Annotated in this window: 16 protein-coding genes; 15 read left to right on the top strand and 1 reads right to left on the bottom strand. The window is 59.0% G+C overall.

Features of this window, described 5'->3' with window-relative positions; all coding sequences use genetic code 11:
- Nucleotide 1: 1 nt before the first annotated feature.
- From PCLY_RS04910 to PCLY_RS04845, 14 genes are all read left to right on the top strand, one after another.
- Nucleotides 2-421, top strand: coding sequence for a phage tail terminator-like protein (locus PCLY_RS04910; RefSeq protein WP_061238172.1), 420 nt, complete (start codon nt 2-4; stop codon nt 419-421).
- A 3-nt stretch (nt 422-424) separates the two neighbouring features.
- Nucleotides 425-1,573, top strand: a complete 1,149-nt coding sequence (locus PCLY_RS04905; protein WP_061238171.1) for a phage tail tube protein — start codon at nt 425-427, stop codon at nt 1,571-1,573.
- Nucleotides 1,574-1,575: 2 nt separating this feature from the next.
- Nucleotides 1,576-2,007: a hypothetical protein gene (locus tag PCLY_RS04900; protein WP_061238170.1), complete on the top strand. Its 432-nt coding sequence runs from the start codon at nt 1,576-1,578 to the stop codon at nt 2,005-2,007.
- Nucleotides 1,971-2,270, top strand: a complete 300-nt coding sequence (locus PCLY_RS25470) for a phage tail assembly chaperone (RefSeq protein WP_463439601.1) — start codon at nt 1,971-1,973, stop codon at nt 2,268-2,270. Before PCLY_RS04900 ends, PCLY_RS25470 begins: the two co-directional genes overlap by 37 nt.
- Nucleotides 2,267-4,732, top strand: coding sequence for a phage tail tape measure protein (locus tag PCLY_RS04895; RefSeq protein WP_061238169.1), 2,466 nt, complete (start codon nt 2,267-2,269; stop codon nt 4,730-4,732). Before PCLY_RS25470 ends, PCLY_RS04895 begins: the two co-directional genes overlap by 4 nt.
- Nucleotides 4,732-5,604 carry a DUF2460 domain-containing protein gene (locus tag PCLY_RS24350; protein ID WP_082768019.1) on the top strand — a complete coding sequence of 291 codons (873 nt, stop codon included), beginning with the start codon at nt 4,732-4,734 and terminating at the stop codon, nt 5,602-5,604. The genes PCLY_RS04895 and PCLY_RS24350 overlap by 1 nt, the downstream gene beginning before the upstream one ends.
- Nucleotides 5,605-5,613: 9 nt before the next feature.
- Complete coding sequence (locus PCLY_RS24345) at nt 5,614-6,504, top strand: DUF2163 domain-containing protein (protein WP_082768018.1); 891 nt, start codon at nt 5,614-5,616, stop codon at nt 6,502-6,504.
- Nucleotides 6,501-6,917: an NlpC/P60 family protein gene (locus PCLY_RS04880; protein WP_061238166.1), complete on the top strand. Its 417-nt coding sequence runs from the start codon at nt 6,501-6,503 to the stop codon at nt 6,915-6,917. The genes PCLY_RS24345 and PCLY_RS04880 overlap by 4 nt, the downstream gene beginning before the upstream one ends.
- The gene (locus PCLY_RS24340; RefSeq protein WP_082768017.1) at nt 6,914-10,225 is read left to right on the top strand and encodes a phage tail protein; all 3,312 of its coding nucleotides are present in this window, start codon (nt 6,914-6,916) and stop codon (nt 10,223-10,225) included. The genes PCLY_RS04880 and PCLY_RS24340 overlap by 4 nt, the downstream gene beginning before the upstream one ends.
- Complete coding sequence (locus PCLY_RS04865; RefSeq protein ID WP_061238163.1) at nt 10,222-10,935, top strand: DUF2793 domain-containing protein; 714 nt, start codon at nt 10,222-10,224, stop codon at nt 10,933-10,935. Before PCLY_RS24340 ends, PCLY_RS04865 begins: the two co-directional genes overlap by 4 nt.
- Before the next feature lie 711 nt (nt 10,936-11,646).
- Nucleotides 11,647-12,078, top strand: coding sequence for a lysozyme (locus PCLY_RS04860; protein ID WP_061238162.1), 432 nt, complete (start codon nt 11,647-11,649; stop codon nt 12,076-12,078).
- Nucleotides 12,075-12,494 (top strand): hypothetical protein, encoded by a 420-nt coding sequence (locus PCLY_RS04855; RefSeq protein WP_061238161.1) that lies wholly within the window; start codon nt 12,075-12,077, stop codon nt 12,492-12,494. The genes PCLY_RS04860 and PCLY_RS04855 overlap by 4 nt, the downstream gene beginning before the upstream one ends.
- Nucleotides 12,491-12,757, top strand: a complete 267-nt coding sequence (locus PCLY_RS04850; protein ID WP_061238160.1) for a hypothetical protein — start codon at nt 12,491-12,493, stop codon at nt 12,755-12,757. The genes PCLY_RS04855 and PCLY_RS04850 overlap by 4 nt, the downstream gene beginning before the upstream one ends.
- 350 nt (nt 12,758-13,107) lie before the next feature.
- Nucleotides 13,108-14,742: a Na+/H+ antiporter gene (locus tag PCLY_RS04845; RefSeq protein WP_061238159.1), complete on the top strand. Its 1,635-nt coding sequence runs from the start codon at nt 13,108-13,110 to the stop codon at nt 14,740-14,742.
- Nucleotides 14,743-14,823: 81 nt separating this feature from the next.
- Here the strand turns inward: PCLY_RS04845 and dapC are convergent, their stop codons facing one another.
- A complete protein-coding gene (dapC, locus tag PCLY_RS04840; protein ID WP_061238158.1) occupies nt 14,824-16,020 on the bottom strand; it encodes a succinyldiaminopimelate transaminase in 1,197 nt (398 codons plus the stop codon).
- Nucleotides 16,021-16,219: 199 nt separating this feature from the next.
- Between dapC and PCLY_RS04835 the strand changes: the two genes are divergently transcribed.
- Nucleotides 16,220-18,112, top strand: a complete 1,893-nt coding sequence (locus tag PCLY_RS04835; protein WP_061238157.1) for a methyl-accepting chemotaxis protein — start codon at nt 16,220-16,222, stop codon at nt 18,110-18,112.
- The last annotated feature ends 13 nt before the right edge of the window (nt 18,113-18,125 follow it).

Below are 18,125 nucleotides of genomic sequence, written 5' to 3'. Positions count from 1 at the left end.
CATGTCCGAAGTCAAAATTCAGGCCGCGCTAGTGCAGGGCTATAACGCCGCTGCGCTCGGCATTGCGACAGGCGGCGAGGGCAGAGACTTTAAGCCGCCAAGCCCCACAACCGCCTGGGCCGACTGGTTCAACCTGCCAGCCTCCACCGACGTGGCATCGCTCGGCGTCGGTGGCAACGACGAAACCACCGGCATCTTCCAGGTCAACCTGAATTACCCGCTCAACGACGGCACGGCCAACATCCTGTCCGCCGTCCAAAAGCTCCGCGATTACTTCGTCGCCGGCCGCCGCCTGGTCTACCAAGGCCAGTGCGTGAAGGTCGAGCGCGTCACCCGCAACAACCTCCGGCCCGTCGACGGCTGGCAGCAAATCAACGTCTCCATCTACTACAGCGCCTACACCATCCGCCCGGAGGTATAACCCATGACCTGCTTTGCGAACGGCTCTGCCGTCAAGCTCTTCTACGTGCGCGAATACGGCACGATGACAGCCGACACCATCAGCGCAGCCGCTTCCGGCTCGACGTTCGCTGATTCCGGCTCTGGCTTCATCAGTGCCGGCAAGTTCGCCGTTGGCCACATCATCGAGGTGTCCGGCTTCACCACTGCCGCTAACAACGGCAAGTTCAAGGTCGCTACCGTGGTCGCCGGTTCCATGACCGTTACCGATATCTACGGCAACGCGGTCACGCTGGTGGACGAGGCGGCCGGCGACACCGTAACCATCACTCAGGAAGGCGGAATCCCGGCAAACCCGGAGTTCAAGCCGATCCGCTTCGTCTCCGAAGGCCTGAGCCCAAACATCAACCAGATCCAGTCCAACGAGATCAACCAAGCCCGTCAGCGCGCCCCGAGCCGTGGCGGCACCTACAGCGTTGCCGGCGAGATCGCCGCCGAGGTGAGTTTCGCCAGCTTTGACGATCTGATCGAGGCCGCCATGCAAGGCACCTGGACCGCCGATGAACTGGTGATTGGTTCCACTGAGCGCAGTTTTGCGATTCTGGAGCGTCATACGGACATCAACGAGGACTACGTGTATCGCGGTTGCCGCGTGGCCACCATGAACATCTCCGCTCCGCTGGGCGACAAAGCCACCATCACCTTCGGCATGATCGGCACCAAGGCCGAGGAATACACCGTACCTGGCGGCGCTACCTTCGCTGCGGCTACCACCAGCGACATGATGGTGACCACGAACGGCTCCCTTACCGAAGACGGCGACGCCATCACCTACGCTACCGAATGGAACGTGACCCTGGACAACGGCATGGAAGCGGCCTTCTCCCTGTTCCAGCGCGAGGCCTACTGCGTCACCAACGGCATCGCCTCCGTCAGCGGCACCATGAGCGCCTACCTGAAGGACGGCACTCTGTGGGCCAAGGTGCTGAATGAAACCGAGACCAACCACGTTGTGGTGCTGGAAGAGGGCGCAGATAGCTACACCATCGAGCTGCCGAAGCTGCGCTACACCCAGGGCCAGAAGCAAGTAAGCGGCCCAGGCGCGGTGATTCCGCAGTACACCTTCTCTGCCGGCTATGACGGCACCACCACCATGAGCATCACCCGGAGCTAAGCATGACGGGAATCGACGCATTCAAGACGCGCAGCAAGGCGAACGAAGGGATTCGCATCGCCCTAGCGCAACCGGACGGAACGCCGACCGAGCACTGGCTGCAGGTCCGCTCGGTATGGTCTGACGACTACCAGTCCGCCCGATCTGAGCTGATCCGCCAGGCCATCGAGGACGGCAAACGTCTTGCCGAAGCAAGCCCGGAGGAAGCGGCCGACCTCAAGCATGAGGCCGACCGCCTGCGTCGCGCCAAGCTTTCGGCCTCGCTGATCGCTGCATGGTCTTTCGAGGATCTGGAGTTCAGCGAACAGGCTGCCTTCGACTTCCTTCTGGAGGCCCCGCAAATCCTGCTTCACGTCGAGAAGATCGCCGAGGACGACCGGCGTTTTTTCGGGAAAGGATCAGCCAGCTTGTCGAGTGGGGAAAGTCTGAGCTGATCCTGCTGCGCCCGCCGCCTGGGTCTGATCGACCACTGCGCGAGCACCTGCAGCAAATCGAGAAAGTCACCGGGCACCGGCCGAAGGAACTGGCCGATCACCCGGAATGCCCCGCCGAACTCTCCTACCTGTGGGAATGGTTCTGGCAACTACCGCGCAGTTTCAACTTCACCGAGCTTTTCCACTGGTCTCAGCTAACCCGCCGCAATCTGCGCGCTTGGGAAGCTGAGGTATTGGCCGATCTGCAGCGAGTCTGGATATGACCGAATACGCGAAGCTTGTCGTCAGCGTCGACAGCCGACAGGTGCGCACGGCTGATAGCGACCTTGACCGACTTGGGCGGACGGCTGGCCGTACTGAGTCGACAACCAATCAGCTAACCGGTGCGTTTCGCCGTCTGGCTGGCCCCCTTGCGGCCGTCATCAGTGCGCGAGAGATCGCCCAGGCCGCAGAGAGCTACACCAACCTGACGAACCGCCTGCGCCTGGTTACGAACGGTACGGAAGAGCTCGTAGCGGCGCAAGATGCTGTCTTCAAGATCGCCCAGGAATCCCGCCAGCCACTGTCAGCGACAGCAGAGCTTTACCAGCGGATTGCCGCAAACTCTCAGGAACTGGGGCTGTCGGCGAACGAGATCGTGTCCGTGGTGGATACGGTCAACAAGACGTTGGCTATCAGCGGCAGCAGCGCGGCAGCCGCATCTGGCGCCCTGGTTCAGCTGGGTCAGGCCTTCGCATCCGGCCAGCTGCGCGGCGAGGAACTGAACGCCGTACTTGAGGCCGCGCCGCCGCTTGCCAAGGCCATTGCTGACGGGTTAGGCGTAACCGTGGGCGAGCTACGCAAGCTCGGCGCAGAAGGGAAGCTCACCGCCGACGCAGTTGCCCAGGCCATCATCAAGAGCGGCGATGCAGTTGATCAGTCATTCGGCAACATCCAGACCACGGGCGGACAGGCGCTGACCGTGCTGGGTAACAGTCTGACCAAGGTCATTGGCGAACTCGACAGCGCCACCGGTTCCAGCGCGCTTTTCGCCGATTCAGTGGTTGGCTTGGCCAGCTTCCTCGACTCAGGCCGCCTCACCGACGGCTTGATCGAGACCTTCAACATCTGGTCGGCCAGCATCGACGCCATTGGCAACGACATCGCATCGCTAGAACTGGAGTTCGACGGCCTGCAGGAGAATGGCAGCAGCGTCGCCTCATTCCTCGCGGACGCTTTCCAGCAGATGCCGGCCAACCTGCGTTCAGCGGTTCAGATCGCGACAGTCGAGGTCGCCTCACTGTTCGACAAGGCTGTTGCCTATGCGCAATACGCCGGTAGCGCCATCAAAGCAGCTTTCACGGACGCCACAGAGGCCCAGGCTGCGCAAGAGCTTGAGCAAACGCTGGTCCGCATCAACGGTGTGCGCGGCGAAAGCCTGGACACGATCCTGAGCGAGCGTGACGCAATCCTTCAGGCCGCCGAGGCAAGCCGCCAGCGCGCATCCGAGGAACGCAAGCAGCGCGACGCCGACCGTGCTGCTCGGCAGCAACAGATCGCAGACCTGCGCAAAGGACTGCAGGGTAGAGAGATCATCCTTGGCGGTGCCGGTGGCGCTGACAAGGCAGCCAAGGAGGCGCAGCGCAACGCTGAGCGCCTGCAGCAGCTGTATCAGAGCACAGAGCAGGGGCTGGCACGCCAAGTCGCCCTGTTTGGCCAGACCACAGAAGCGGCCAGGGTTCGCTATGAGGTCGAGAACGGAGAGCTGGCCAAGCTTAATGGCGCCCAGCAGGAAAGACTGATCGGCTTGGCCGAGGAAATCGACAAGCTCAATCAGATCAAGAAGAACCGCGAAGAGGCGGCAGCCACAGAGCAGTACGTGGCTGCGCTGCGCGACCAGATCACGGCTCGCCGCAACTCCATTGATATCGAAATCGAGGCCATCGGCGTCGGTGAACGACAGGCAGAGACGCTGCGTCAGCTGAACGAGCTTGAGTTCGAATACGCCAAGCGCTTGGAAGAGCTGGCCAGGGCACAGGGCACCTCAGCAGCGCTCAGCCAGGAAGCCTACCAAGCACGCGTAGACGCACTGCGAAGCGCCATGGAAGAGGAAATCCGCCTTGTCGAAGAAGGAGAGCGCCGCAAGGACGAAGCGCGCGCCAACGGCATCAATGGCGTGAACAAGGCGACCCAGGACTACATCAACAACGCAAACGACCTGGCCTCGCAGTTCGAGGACGTGACCAATACCACGCTAACCGGTCTTGAAGACGGCATCACGCAGTTCGTCACTACTGGCAAACTGAGCTTTACCGACCTGGCCAACTCCATCCTTGCCGACCTTGCAAGGATAGCCGCTCGTCAGCTCGTATCAAGCGCAGCGAGCGGCCTATCTGGCGCATTCGGTGGCGCGGCTGGGGCATCAGCAGGCAGTGGGGCAGGCGGTACCGGTAATGCGGCAGGATGGCTTGGCCTGATTTCCAGCTTTGCCGGCTTCTTCGACTCTGGTGGCAGGATCCCGGCTGGAGGTTGGGGCGTGGTTGGTGAGCGCGGCCCCGAACTGGTTCGCGGACCCGCCAACGTGACAGGGCGCCAGGATACCGCGCAGATGATGAATTCCCGCACCGTGCAGATCGGCCAGATGGTGTTCCCCGGCATAACCGACGCGAAGGAAGCGCGCCAGGCTACTGCCACAGCAGCACGCCAAATCGCCCAGGTCGTTCAATCATCGGCGAGGTACACCTGATGGCCATGTTCCTCGAAGAGCAGTTCCCGCAAGAAGCCGACTATGGCAGCGGATTTTCTGCTGAATACTCCAACCAGATTGTCACTACCGCTGGCGGTGATGAGTACCGCAGCCAGCGCCACCCGTTCGTCAAGGCGACGCTGACTATCGAATTTGAGCGGCAGACCAACTTCGTAGTAGACCAGATCATCGATCTGAACAACCGGGCAGGCGGCACTCTGCGCGGCTTCAGGGTTCTCCATCCTATTGACTACTCAAGCAATTCCTACTCTGGCGTACCTACAGCATTCGATCAGCTGCTTCCTTTGGCCAATCCTGCAGTAGCTGGGGTCTACCAGCTAACTCGCTGGTACGGCGATAGCAGTAATCCGGCCTGTGCCCGCCGCCGCATCCGAAAGCCGCAAGCCGGAACTGTTCTTGTAAGCATTGGATCAATCGTGCTGCCATCTGCTCAGTGGAGCGTAAGCTCAACTACCGGTCTGGTCAGCATGGCGGTTAACAAATCGCGCAGCATAACCTCAATAACCCAGGCATCAAGCGCCGTCATCGAGGTTGGTGCCAACACCTTTGCAATCGGCGAGACGGTCGCAATCAGCGGTGTTTCTGGCATGACGCAGATCAACGGACTGCGCGGCACGATTACCGCCAAGCCGGATGCAAACCGAATCACGGTCAACATCAATTCCAGCGCGTTCACGACTTACGTCAGCGGCGGCACAGTTCAGACCCAGCCGATTCCCGGCGAGGTTCTCAAGGCCGGTTTCAAGTTCCATGTACCCATGCGCTTCAACGCCGACCTTGGCGGCAACTTCTCGCAGTGGGACACGCTGGCTACGCCGAGCATCCAGCTCTTAGAAATACTAAATCCCTGAGCCAACCCCATGAAATCACACGTAGCAGACTGGCAGACGCGAGTTTATTGCGTCCGCATTGAGCCGGCCAATGATGCGCCAATCGTGCGTCTGGCTGGTTATCCGGTTGACCTGCCGATGAGCAATGGCGAGGTATACCTAACCGAAAGCGGGTATGATTTTTCTGGCCTTGACAGCACCAGCACTTTTGCAAGTTCAAGTCTTGATCTAAGCGGAATATTGCAGCAAGGCGCAGTAAGCAAGATCGACCTTGCATCTGGCGTTTACGACAACGCTCGCGTCTATCTATTTGCAACTTCGTGGGCTGATCCGATTGAGGATGAAGAGGACTGCGGCCTGTTCTTTTGGGGAAAGGTAGAGATAACTGATGGGCGTTATACCACCCAACTAATGGGTGCAATCGACGTGCTTAGTCAGTCAACCGGCCGAAGCTATGCACCATCATGCCCATGGACGCTATTCGACGAAACGCTTGATGGTCGTGTTCTGCCGGTATCGCAAAGCCGGTGCACCGGACCACGCGCAAATCCAGACGGACCGGCGCTGGATGACTTCAAAGTATCAGGATCGCTAACATCCGTTACTGATCAGTACATGTTTTCTGATTCATCAAGATCTGAAGCTGCTGATTGGTTTTCATATGGAACTATCAGATTTACTACTGGCGCAAATGCCGGCCTAAAGCCTGTGCAGATCAAGGCGTTTACTTCAGGCGGAGCAATCTTGCTGCATGAAGAACTGTTTTATATGCCTGAAGTTGGTGATGAATATGAAATGATCCCTGGATGCAGGAAGCGCCATGCAGATGACTGCATTGGCAAGTGGAGTAACGGAATCAATTTTGGCGGTCATCCGCATATCCCGGCCCCATCTGTCGCAAATCAGGTAGGCAGAAGATGATGACTGTAGACGAAATTCTTAATGCGGCAAGAAGCGTTAAAGAAACTCCATTCAGGCACCAGGGTAGGGTTCCAGGGATTGGCCTTGATTGCGCCGGGGTCTTTGTGCATGTTTGCCGAGTGCTTGGTCTCCCAGTCATTGATGAGGTCGGATACGGTCGCAATCCGTTCAAAGGTCTGCTGGAGCAGTGCATAGAACGTCAACCATTTTTGGTAAAGGTTCCATTGGCGCAGATGCAATCTGGCGACATTCTATTGATGCGCTTTGACCGCGAGCCTCAGCATATTGCAATTCATGCTGGAGAAACTGTTATTCACTCCTACGAGAAATCCGGGAAGGTTGTCGAGCACCGCTTTGCCGACATATGGCAAAAACGCGTTGTCAGGGCCTACCGGTTTGAGGGCGCGATATGAGTTCTGGCGGTCAAATTGCTGGTGCCGTAGTTGGCGCTGTAGTTGGATTTTTCGCCTACGGCGGCCCTGTCGGTGCTGTTTACGGCGCAGCATACGGTGCCGCTCTTGGCGGGGCTTTAGATCCACCCAAAGGCCCAACAGTAAGCGGGCCTAGACTGTCTGACCTTACTGTACAGACAAGTACATACGGCGCATTCATCCCGAGAATTTATGGAACTGTCGGCATCTCAGGAAATATTGTCTGGCTTGAGAATAATCGGCTTAGAGAAACATCCAGGAAAAAGAAATCAGGCGGGAAGGGCGGCGGCGGAAGCTCAACCATTGAGACGTTTAGTTATTCGGCAACATTTATTCTTGCGCTGTGCCAAGGTCCTATTGTTGGCGTGCGCAGGATATGGTGTATGGACAAACTTATATATAACGCAGGAAGCGATGATCTAGAGACAATTATTGCTAGCAACCAAGCGGCTTCCGGGTGGCGCTTATACCTTGGCACGGACGATCAGATGCCGGATCCTAGGTATGAGGCAAGTGTTGGGGCTGGTAATGCTCCTGCGTATCGCGGCGTTGCATATCTGGCATTCTATGATTTCGCCCTGGCCGACTTCAGCAATACATTGCAGGCGGCTCAATTCAAAGTCGAGGTTGTTGGAATTGGCGCTAATACTGTTTCGCAAAGCATCTCTTTTTCAAGCGCTACAGGTGCGACAAGCGCACGGCTTACACATAACCCGTTTGGAAGATCAAATTCATCTTACTACTCAATAATCCACCCTGGCGACATTTCACCAACACTGTACGCTAGGAGAATAAACGGTATCGTTCAGTCTATCAAAGTCCCAAGGTTTGAGAATATATGGGAAGAGCTTGGTTATGACGTTGATTACAGTATTAGCAATTCATTTTCAAACTCATCACTAGATACGCTTAGTGCTGTATTTTGGACCGGAGCGGATGGAGATGGGTCGACGCCTCCTGCATTAATAACTGCTGATGATTTTTCATTTGGAAATAACACTCTCGCCTATGATTTTATATCTCCAGGTTTTTATGAAAGAGCTGGTTTTCTATTTGTATCGTTCTCTCTAGCAACGGGATTCCCTGCTGTTTCTGGCAGGAAGTATGTAGCAAGGCTTACCAGGGGTGGCGGTGTATATGAAATAGAAGCATATTCTGATCTGTTCACAGTTTCTTCGTGCATCATCCCAAAATATGACGGCGGCGTCGTTTCTGTAAACTTTCAAATGGAATCATTGCAGAACACGGCAACGGTAACAGTTTCGTCGTATGACCAAGAATTTGACATAATTAATACGGGAACGTTCACGCTTACTAGAAGCGATGCAATGGGATCATTGCAGGTAACAAGCGCATCGTCGGTTGGGTACCAAGCAGATGACGGAACTTTATGGGTTTCGATTGGTAACCTATCGGCCCCAGGAAACCCATCTCTTCCTGGCACTGGTGCTTATCTTCACATAAGCACAAGTCCTGTTTCATTGATAGGTTACTATGAGTTAAATAACTTCCCTGTTGGCATAGCACATGTTCCGTCTTCAATAACTTTTAGGGATGGGCTAATAGCGTCTTCTATGTTTAGCGGCGTCGGCCGATACGACATCGTTGCAAATGCCCCTTTTATATTGGACGCCGGCCAATTCCCTGTATCTCAGATTATACAAAGCGAAGTTTCATTGTCATCTCTTCTGACAGATTCAGATGTTTCTGTTTCTGGCATTACGTCAAGCACAAGGGGTTACAGGGTAAGCGGTGGGTCGATTCGCTCTGCCATTGAGCCTCTTCAGGCTGCATTCCCATTCGATGTTATTCAGTCTGGATACAAGATTAAGTGCGTGCCGCGCGGACAGGTATCGTTGTTGACAGTCCCATGGAGCGATCTCGGGGCATCTGATTCATCAGAGTCAGTTGACTTTCTGAAAGAAACCCGAGAGATGGATACTCAGCTTCCTGCTAGCACTACTATCACAGTAATTGATGCCGGCCGTGAATATTCTGTGCTACCGCAGACTTCAGAAAGAATCGGCACTGAAGCTGTCAACCGAGTTGACCGTGAAATTCCGGTTGTGCTGACTGCTGACGAAGCTGCAGGTGTTGCTGAGGTTCTTCAAAACCTGGCGTGGCTGGAAAGGTCGGTGTTCACATTCAGTTTACCGCCCACCTACCTAGGGATAGAGCCATCGGATATCGTCACTGTTGATGCGGATGATGCTGTTTATCAACTGCGCATTGCAGAGGCGCAGTATTCGAGCTCTGGTCGCATCATGTGTACAGCCAGAAAGAGCGCTGCAGGATTGTTCATTCCCAGCGCTTCAGGCGGAAGTGGTATTGATCCTGAAGGAAGCGTGCCATTACTTGGCGCCTCCGTATTCGTTCCTCTCGATATACCCGTTGTTGATGAGCTGGTGCAAAACGATGTTGGTTTTGTTGGGGCTATGACTGGAATCACTTCTGGATGGCCTGGCGCAATATTGGTCAGATCCAATGATGATGGGCAGACATGGGCAGAGATCCAGGGGTTTAGCGGAAAAGCAACGATTGGAACAGCCAGAGGGACTCTCCCTGTAAGCAGCTGCACGCTGATTGACAGTAGAGGCCTTATAGTCGACTTGCTTACGGGTGAGATTGAAAGCGTAACAAGAGACCAAATGCTTTTAGGTGCGAACTATGCCGCCTATGGCGCTGATGGACGATGGGAAATAATCAGATTTCAGAATGCTGCTCTGCAGTCTGACGGCAGCTACATTGTCAGTGGTTTTGTCAGGGGTGATCGAGGAACTGAATGGACTACAGGGCTTCACCAGGCTGGTGATTATTTTGTTCTTCTTGATGACCCTGACAATATTTTCATTGGTTCGCCAATTGAGTCTATTGGATTGGGTCGCCTGTACCGTGGAGTTACAGCAGGAGCATCGATTGACAGCGCTTCTGATGTCTCATTCGAATATGATGGGGTAAACCTTAAATGCCTTAGCCCTGTTTATGGTAGAGGCGTTCGTGATGTGTCTGGCAATTTCAGCGGCTCATTTACTAGGCGTAGCAGACTCAGCAGCAGCTGGTGGACAAATGGAGTTGAGGCACAAATTGGCGAGGAATCAGAGTCCTATCAGATTGACGTGATAAATGGTTCTTCAGTGGTAAGGACCATCAGCGTAGGCTCTCCAGCCTTCAGTTATTCAGCGGCAGACCAGACCACTGATTTTGGATCTGCTCAGTCGTCAATTATATTTCGCATCTATCAAATTAGCGCAGTTGTTGGGCGCGGATATGCCTATGAGGTGAGCTTGTGAGTACCGCAAAAAACCAACTTCAAGAAACCGCAAACGGGCAGTCAAATTACCTTAACGTGAACAAGGCGCTTGCGCAGATAGATCAGCTTGTTCACCAGCGAGTAATTGATAAGGATCTGGCCACGCCGCCAGGTTCTCCGGCCAATGGAGCAGCGTACATTGTGGCGGCAGGTGCAACAGGTGCATGGTCTGGCAAGTCTGGTCAGATCGCTTTCTACCTGACGGCGGAGGGCGCGTGGTCTTTTCTGGTGCCGGGGGCAAATGACCGTTGGCGTGTTTGGGTTAGCGACGAGGCCAAGGACTATCGGTGGAATGGTTCCGCCTGGGTGATCGACTCTGCAGCATCAGGTGAAAGTCAATCCATAATCATCGCATGCAGTGACGAAACCACAGCGATTACCGCGGGCGCGGGAAAGGTGACTTTCCGCATGCCGTATGCGTTCACGCTCACATCTGTGCGCGCATCCCTTTCTACCCCTCAAACGGGTGGCAGCATCGTCACCATCGACATAAACGAGGGCGGAACGTCCATTCTCAGCACAAAGCTGACAATTGATAACACCGAGAAGACCAGCACTACCGCAGCTACAGCGGCGGTAATTTCAGACAGCAGCCTGGCTGACGACGCCGAGATCACCATTGACGTAGACCAGATCGGCGACGGAACCGCCAAGGGCTTGAAGGTCGCGCTGATCGGCACTCCAACATGAGCATGATCATTAATCCATACGTCTTCGGCGCCGGAGCCCCGCCGGCATCTTTCCCCGAGATCGTCTCGCATACCGGCGTACAGCAGTTGACCTCTGCAACGAGCCATACCGTAACGCTCCCAGCAGGCTGGAGCGCGGGCCAGCTTTGCGTAATCGTCACAGTTGTTTCGGCGGCCAACACGACCGCTTCAGACCCGGCCGGTTGGACAAGAGTTAGCCGTTACGGGGTTGGCTCTCCGGCGCTTACCTGTGACGTTGTGTGGCGCATCCTTCAGTCGGGAGACGCTGACCCCGTGTTTGTCTCGACTGGCTCAGGACGGCGAGCAAGCCGCCTTGTGACGTTCACGGCTGGGACATTCAATGTAAGCAGTCCGGTAATTGAGGGCGCCACGGCAGCACTTGGTACGAGCGGAACGACGCTTACCGTGAATGCCGGCACAGTGAGCCAGGCATCTGCTAATTACCTGCAGATGAACGTCCTTGCCAGAGCTGGCGTATCAACCGGTGCGAGCGTCACCGCATACCCGCTGGCGTCTAATCAGGGGGACACCACAACTGGTCAGCCGTGCGCTGCGAGTGCCTGCTTTGCTGAGTTCACTGGCGGGACGACGCCTGGAGGTTCATGGACGGTGAGCCAGTCGTGCGGATATCGAACGCCAGTTCTTCTGATCAAGCCCGCCTAGTGCGGGATTTTTTGTGCCTGGAGAAATCATGCGTACATCACAGCAAGGGCTTGACCTGATCAAGTCTTTCGAGGGGCTTCGCCTGTCTGCCTATAAGTGCCCGGCTGACGTGTGGACTATCGGCTACGGCACGACTTACGGCGTACAGCCTGGGCAGGTGATCACGTCGGAGCGCGCCGAAGAACTGCTGCGCGATGACGTGACCAAGGTAGAGGAACAGGTTCTGCGCACTATCAAGGTTCCACTGAAGCAAGGCCAGTTCGATGCACTGGTGTCGTTCACATACAACCTCGGCGCCGGGAACCTGGCCAACTCTACCCTGGCGCGCCTGCTCAACGCTGGCGACTACATGGGCGCTGCGGCTCAGTTAGATCGATGGAACAAGGCGGGCGGCAAGGTGCTGAAGGGGCTTGTTGCTCGCCGTGCTGCCGAGCGCGCTATGTTCGAGGCCGCGTCATGATCCCCTGGCTGAAGCTGGTCCCGTCCTGGGCCTGGGCCGGCGCAGCAGGCATGGTACTGGCCATGGTGGTCGGCGGCGTGCAGCAGGTCCGCGTCTACAGTCTTCAGTCCCAGCTTGAGACCGAGCGGTCATCATTGCTGGAAGCCAGCGAGAAGCTTGGCGCCTGCCGCGCCACCCGCACCACGCTGCTCGGTCAGGTGATCGAGCAGAACAGCGCGATCGCCGGACTGCGATCGGCAGAGCAGGAGCGATCGGCCAAGGCCAAGGAAGATCAGCAGAAGGCAGAGGTGGACGCCGCCAATGTCGATCGACAAGCGCAGGAGGTCCTGCAGGAGCAGACGCCGATCGGGGCTGATGCGTGCGCTGATGCCTCGGCTGCATTCGACAATGAGCTGAAGCGGGAGCGCGAGCTATGAGGGTTGTTGCGATCGCACTGTGCGCAGCGCTTGCCGGGTGCGCCGGCCAGGTTGCAGATCAGCCTGAGCCGCAGGTCGTGCGCGTAGAGGTACCGGTGCAGGTACCGTGCCGAACTGATCGAGTGCAGAAGCCGGCGTTCGCCGTCGACGCGCTGCCGATCGGCGCGTCGATCGACAAGCAGATGCGCGCCCTGCGGGCGGAAAGGAAGCAGCGCCAGGCCTATGAGCTGCGGCTGGAGGCTGCTATCGAAGCGTGTCAGTGATGGGGAGAGTAGTTGCCCAGGACGGGCGAAGAGGGTGCGCCTGCTTTCCCCAAAACCATAGCTGCACGCCTGATTCTGTGGTTACGCCAGCGGACGCTTTTTTGATGGCCGAAATCGGCCTAATGCGTTGATATTGAAGGAAAATCTGCGCATTGCTGCTGTGTCCCAGGCCTTGATGCCATACAGGACGTAACTCATTGATCTTCCTCTGATGAGTGGCGTGCCGGAAGGTCCGGGAAATACGGCGGGCCATTATGCCACGTCATGTCGCGGCTGGGCGGTGGCTGTCGCTGTGATGTGTTGCGGCGCTAGAATCGCGGCCTCCCGCTCGTTCCCGCCGGTTTCGCGCCATGCAATTGCTCTACACCATTCTGACCATGTTGCTGGTAGTCAGTGGCACCCGTATTACTGCCCAGTTCATTCCCCTGCCATTGCCGCTGCTGCAGATTCTGATCGGCGCGCTGCTGGCGATTCCCGCGCTGGGCCTGCATGTTCGGCTCGATCCCGAGTTGTTTCTGCTGCTGTTCATTCCGCCGCTGCTGTTCGTCGACGGCTGGCGTATGCCCAAGGGGCAGTTTCGCCAGTTGCGTACACCGATCCTGTTGCTCGCCTTCGCCCTGGTGTTCTTCACCATTCTCGGGGCGGGGCATTTCATCCACTGGCTGCTGCCACAGGTGCCGTTGGCGGCCTGTTTCGCCCTGGCTGCGGTGTTGTCGCCGACCGATGCCGTGGCGGTTTCGGCGATCACCCACGGGCGCTTGCCGAGTACCTTGAACAACCTGCTGCAGGGCGAGGCGTTGATGAACGATGCCTCCGGCCTGGTGGCGTTCAAGTTCGCGGTGGCGGCGACCCTGACCGGCGTGTTCTCGATCACCGATGCCAGCCTGCAGTTCGTCCTGGTGGCCTTCGGCGGTCTGGCCATCGGTGTCGCCCTCAGCTTCATGCTGGGACGTTTGCGCGCCTGGATGATCGCCCGCAGTTGGGAGGACCCGGCGCCGCACGTACTGCTGCTTCTGCTGCTGCCGTTCGCCGCCTATGTGGCCGCCGAGCACCTGGGGTTGTCCGGCATTCTGTCGGCGGTCGCGGCGGGGATGATGCAGAGCCGCCTCGATCTGCTGCCCAGGCAGACCTCCACGCGCCTGCTCAACCGCAGTGTCTGGACCTTGCTGGAGTTCACCTTCAACGGTCTGATCTTCCTGCTGCTGGGCCTGCAGTTGCCCGACATCCTTGCCGCTGCAGTGGGCGAACACGCGGCGCCCTGGTCGTTTGCGCTGGAAGCGGCGGGCATGGTGCTGGCTGTCTATGCGGTGCTCATGTTGCTGCGTTTCGTCTGGGTCTACAGCTACTGGCGGGTCTCGGGTGCGCTGCGGCGCCTGCGTGGGGAGGCGACGCGTTTTTCCGGGCAGTCGCGTATCGCCCTGAGTGCGGTGCTGACCCTGGGTGGTGTGCGCGGTGCGGTGACCCTGGCCGGCGTGATGTCGCTGCCGTTGCTGCTCAACAGTGGCCAGGCGTTTCCGCAGCGCGACCTGCTGATTTTGCTCGCTGCCGGGGTGATCCTGCTGTCATTGCTGGTGGCCAGCGTGGCCCTGCCGCGGATTCTGCCGCGACTGCCGCAGGACAACGCCGCCCTGCGCGAGCGCGAACTCAATCGCCATCGCGCGTTGATGCTGGAGTCGGCGATTCGCTACCTGGAGTCCGAGGATGAGCGCGCGGCCGATGCCGAGGGTGCGATCACCTCGGTGGAGGTGAAGGCGCGGCTGATGAGCGAATACCGCGATCTGCTGGAGCGTGCCCGTGGGGGTGACGAAGCGCGCGAGCAGCAGCGTGAGGTCGACCGCCTGGAGTATCGCCTGCGTCTGCAGGCGCTGCGCACTCAGCGCCTGGAGCTGTATCGCATGCGCAAGGACAACGAGCTGGACGACGATATGCTGAGCGAGATCCTGCGTGATCTGGATATCGCCGAGGCGCGCCTGAACAGGAGTTGATTCGCTAGAGGCGTAGTCCGCAGGCTGGCGTTCGCGGCTAGACCCCCTGTGCAGGGGCTTTAGCCGCGACGGTTGAGGCCCTCAGGCGCCGCGAATGAAGCGGGCGATGCGCTCGGCGGCCTCGATGCACTCGACCAGCGGCGCAACCAGCGCCATGCGTACGCGCCCGGCACCCGGATTGACGCCGTTCACGTCGCGCGACAGGTACGAGCCGGGCACCACGGTGACGTGCTCGGCAGCGAACAGTGCGCGCGTGAACTGCGCGTCGTCGCCCGGTGTGCGGGCCCACAGGTAGAAGCCGCCATCGGGGCGCTGCACGTCCATCACCGGGGCGAGGATCTCAAGCACGGCATCGAACTTCTCACGATAGAGGTCACGGTTGGCGCGCACGTGCGCTTCGTCGTTCCAGGCGGCCACGCTGGCCAGCTGGGTTTGCACCGGCATGGCGCAGCCGTGGTAGGTGCGGTAGAGCAAGAAGTGCTTGAGGATTTCGGCGTCGCCAGCGACGAAGCCCGAGCGCAGGCCAGGCAGGTTGGAGCGCTTGGACAGGCTGTGGAACACCGCGCAGCGGGCGAAATCGCTGCGGCCCAGCTCGGCGCAGGCACTGAGCAGGCCGGGCGGCGGAGCGTCTTCGTCGAAGTACAGCTCGCTGTAGCACTCGTCGGCGGCAATGACGAAGTCATGCTCGTCGGCCAGGGCGATCAGTTTCTTCAGTGTTTCGAGTGGGATCAGTGCGCCGGTGGGGTTGCCCGGCGAGCAGAGGAACAGAATCTGGCAGCGCTGCCAGACCTCTGTCGGCACCGCATCGAAGTCCGGGTTGAAACCATGGTCTTCCAGGCACGCCAGGTAGTGCGGCTGCGCGCCGGCGAGAAAGGCTGCGCCTTCGTAGATCTGATAGAACGGGTTAGGGCTGACCACCAGGCCCTTGGCATCGCGGTCGACCACGGCCTGGGTGAAGGCGAACAGCGCTTCGCGCGTGCCATTGACCGGCAGAACGTGGCGTGCGGCATCCAGCCAGCCAGCTGGCACGCCGAAGCGGCGCTCGCACCAGCTGGCAATGCTCTGGCGCAGTTCTGGCAGGCCCAGGGTGGTCGGATACACCGCCAGTTTGTCCAGGTTGGCGGTCAGTGCCTGGCCGACGAAGTCCGGCGAACGGTGCTTGGGTTCACCGATCGACAGGGCGATCGGCGAACGGTCGGCGGCAGGTTGCACGCCGGCGAGCAGGGCGCGTAGCTTTTCGAACGGGTAGGGCTGCAGCTGGGCGAGGGCGTGGTTCATGATGATCCGACGGGTCCTTTGTGAGGCGGCGACAAAGCTGGCGACACTAGCACGGCAGGCCTTTCTGGGAAATTCCCTTCGTCCGTCCGTTTTCCATCCGTTTAGGTCGCCAAACCGATGCCGTTGCGGCTCAAGGCGGCGGAGGCCCAGCCGATAATTTTCGCGCTATCCGCTTAACCCTCTCTGGCGAGCTCTCTCCATGCGTACTCTCAAGTTCAGTCACAAGATCATGCTGGCTGCTTCCCTGGTGGTCGTCGCAGCCTTCGCGGCGTTTGCGTTGTACAACGATTACCTGCAGCGCAACGCGATCCGCGACAACCTGTCGAACTACCTCAATGACGTCGGCCTGGTGTCGACCGGCAACATCCAGCACTGGCTCGATGGGCGCATGCAATTGCTGGACAACCTCGCCGAATCGATACAGGACGACAGCTCCTCCGATTCGCTGCGCCGCAACCTGCAGCACCGCAGCATTGCCTCGGCCTTCCTCTATGCCTATTTCGGTCAGGCGGACGGCACTTACACCCAGTTCCCGGCCAGTGAGCTGCCGGCCGGTTACGATCCGCGCGAGCGCCCCTGGTACAAGAGTGCGCTGGGCAGCAGTGGCCCGGGGCTGACCGCGCCTTATCTGGCGGCCGATCCGCGTGACGGTCTGCTGATCACCATCACCCGGCCGGTCAGCGCTGGTGGCGCCTTGCAGGGCGTGGTCGGCGGCGACCTGAAGCTGCAGACGATCGACGACATCCTCAATTCCTTCGATCTTGGCGGGATGGGCTATGCCTTTCTGGTCGACGAGCAGGGCACGGTGCTGGTGCATCCGGACAAGAGCCTGGTGCTCAAGACCCTGGCGCAGGCGTTCCCTAGCGGTGCGCCGCGACTGCAGCCGGGCTTGCAGGGGGCGTCGGCCAGCGATGGCAGTGCCCGGCTGGTCACCTTCCTGCCGGTACAGGGGCTGGCAGGCGTGCGCTGGTACGTCGGCCTGTCCGTCGACGAGGGCAAGGCCTTCGCCGCGCTCAGCGAGTTTCGCGTTTCTGCGCTGATGGTCACGGTCATCGGCGTGGTCGCCATCCTGATCCTGCTGGGTGCGCTGATCCGCATCCTGCTGCGTCCGTTGCACGTGATGAGCCACGCCATGGGCGGTATCGCCGACGGCGAAGGGGATCTGACCCAGCGCCTGACGATCGCTTCCGGTGACGAGTTCGGTGAGCTGGCCGGAGCCTTCAACCGCTTCGTCGAGCGTATTCACGAATCCATCCGCGAAGTGGCCTCGGCGACCCGTGAGGTGCATGCGCGGGTGAGCACCGTGGTGCAGGCTTCCAACGCGTCCATGGGCAACTCCAGCGAGCAGGCCGCACGCACCGACAGCGTCGCGGCGGCGATCAACGAGCTGGGCGCGGCTGCCCAGGAAATCGCGCGCAATGCTGCCGATGCATCGGTGCAGGCCAGCGATGCGCGCCATGATGCCGAGGAAGGCCAGGGCATGGTGGAGCGCACGCTGAGCTCGATGGGCGAGCTGTCGGAGAAGATCCAGGCTTCCGGTCGGCACATCGAACTGCTCAGCGAGAAGAGCAACGACATCGGTCAGATTCTCGATGTGATCAAGGGCATTTCCGAGCAAACCAACCTGCTGGCACTCAATGCCGCCATCGAAGCGGCGCGTGCCGGTGAGGCCGGGCGCGGTTTCGCCGTGGTGGCCGATGAGGTGCGTAACCTGGCGCAGCGGACGCAGAGTTCGGCGCTGGAGATTCAGCAGATGATCGAGCAGTTGCAGACTGGCGCCCGCGACGCCGTGGCGACCATGGCCGAGAGCCGCCGCTTCAGCGATGACAGCGTGCGCATCGGCGGTCAGGCTGGGGAAAACCTGCGCGGCGTGACCCATCGTATCGGCGAGATCGACGGCATGAACCAGTCAGTGGCGACGGCCACCGAGGAGCAGACCTCGGTGATCGAGAGCCTGAACATGGACATCACCGAGATCAACACGCTGAACCAGGATGGCGTGCGCAATCTGCAGGCCAGTCTCAGCGCCTGTACCGAGCTGGATCAGCAGGTCGGGCGCCTCAAGCAACTGGTGGACAGCTTCAGGATCTGAGCCCGGCCGTGGA

It is taken from the genome of Ectopseudomonas composti (assembly GCF_001567565.1).
GTDB classification, from domain to species: domain Bacteria; phylum Pseudomonadota; class Gammaproteobacteria; order Pseudomonadales; family Pseudomonadaceae; genus Aquipseudomonas; species Aquipseudomonas composti_A.
The sequence above is the reverse complement of the archived record's forward strand: the minus strand, read 5'-3'. Positions and strand labels throughout refer to the sequence as shown.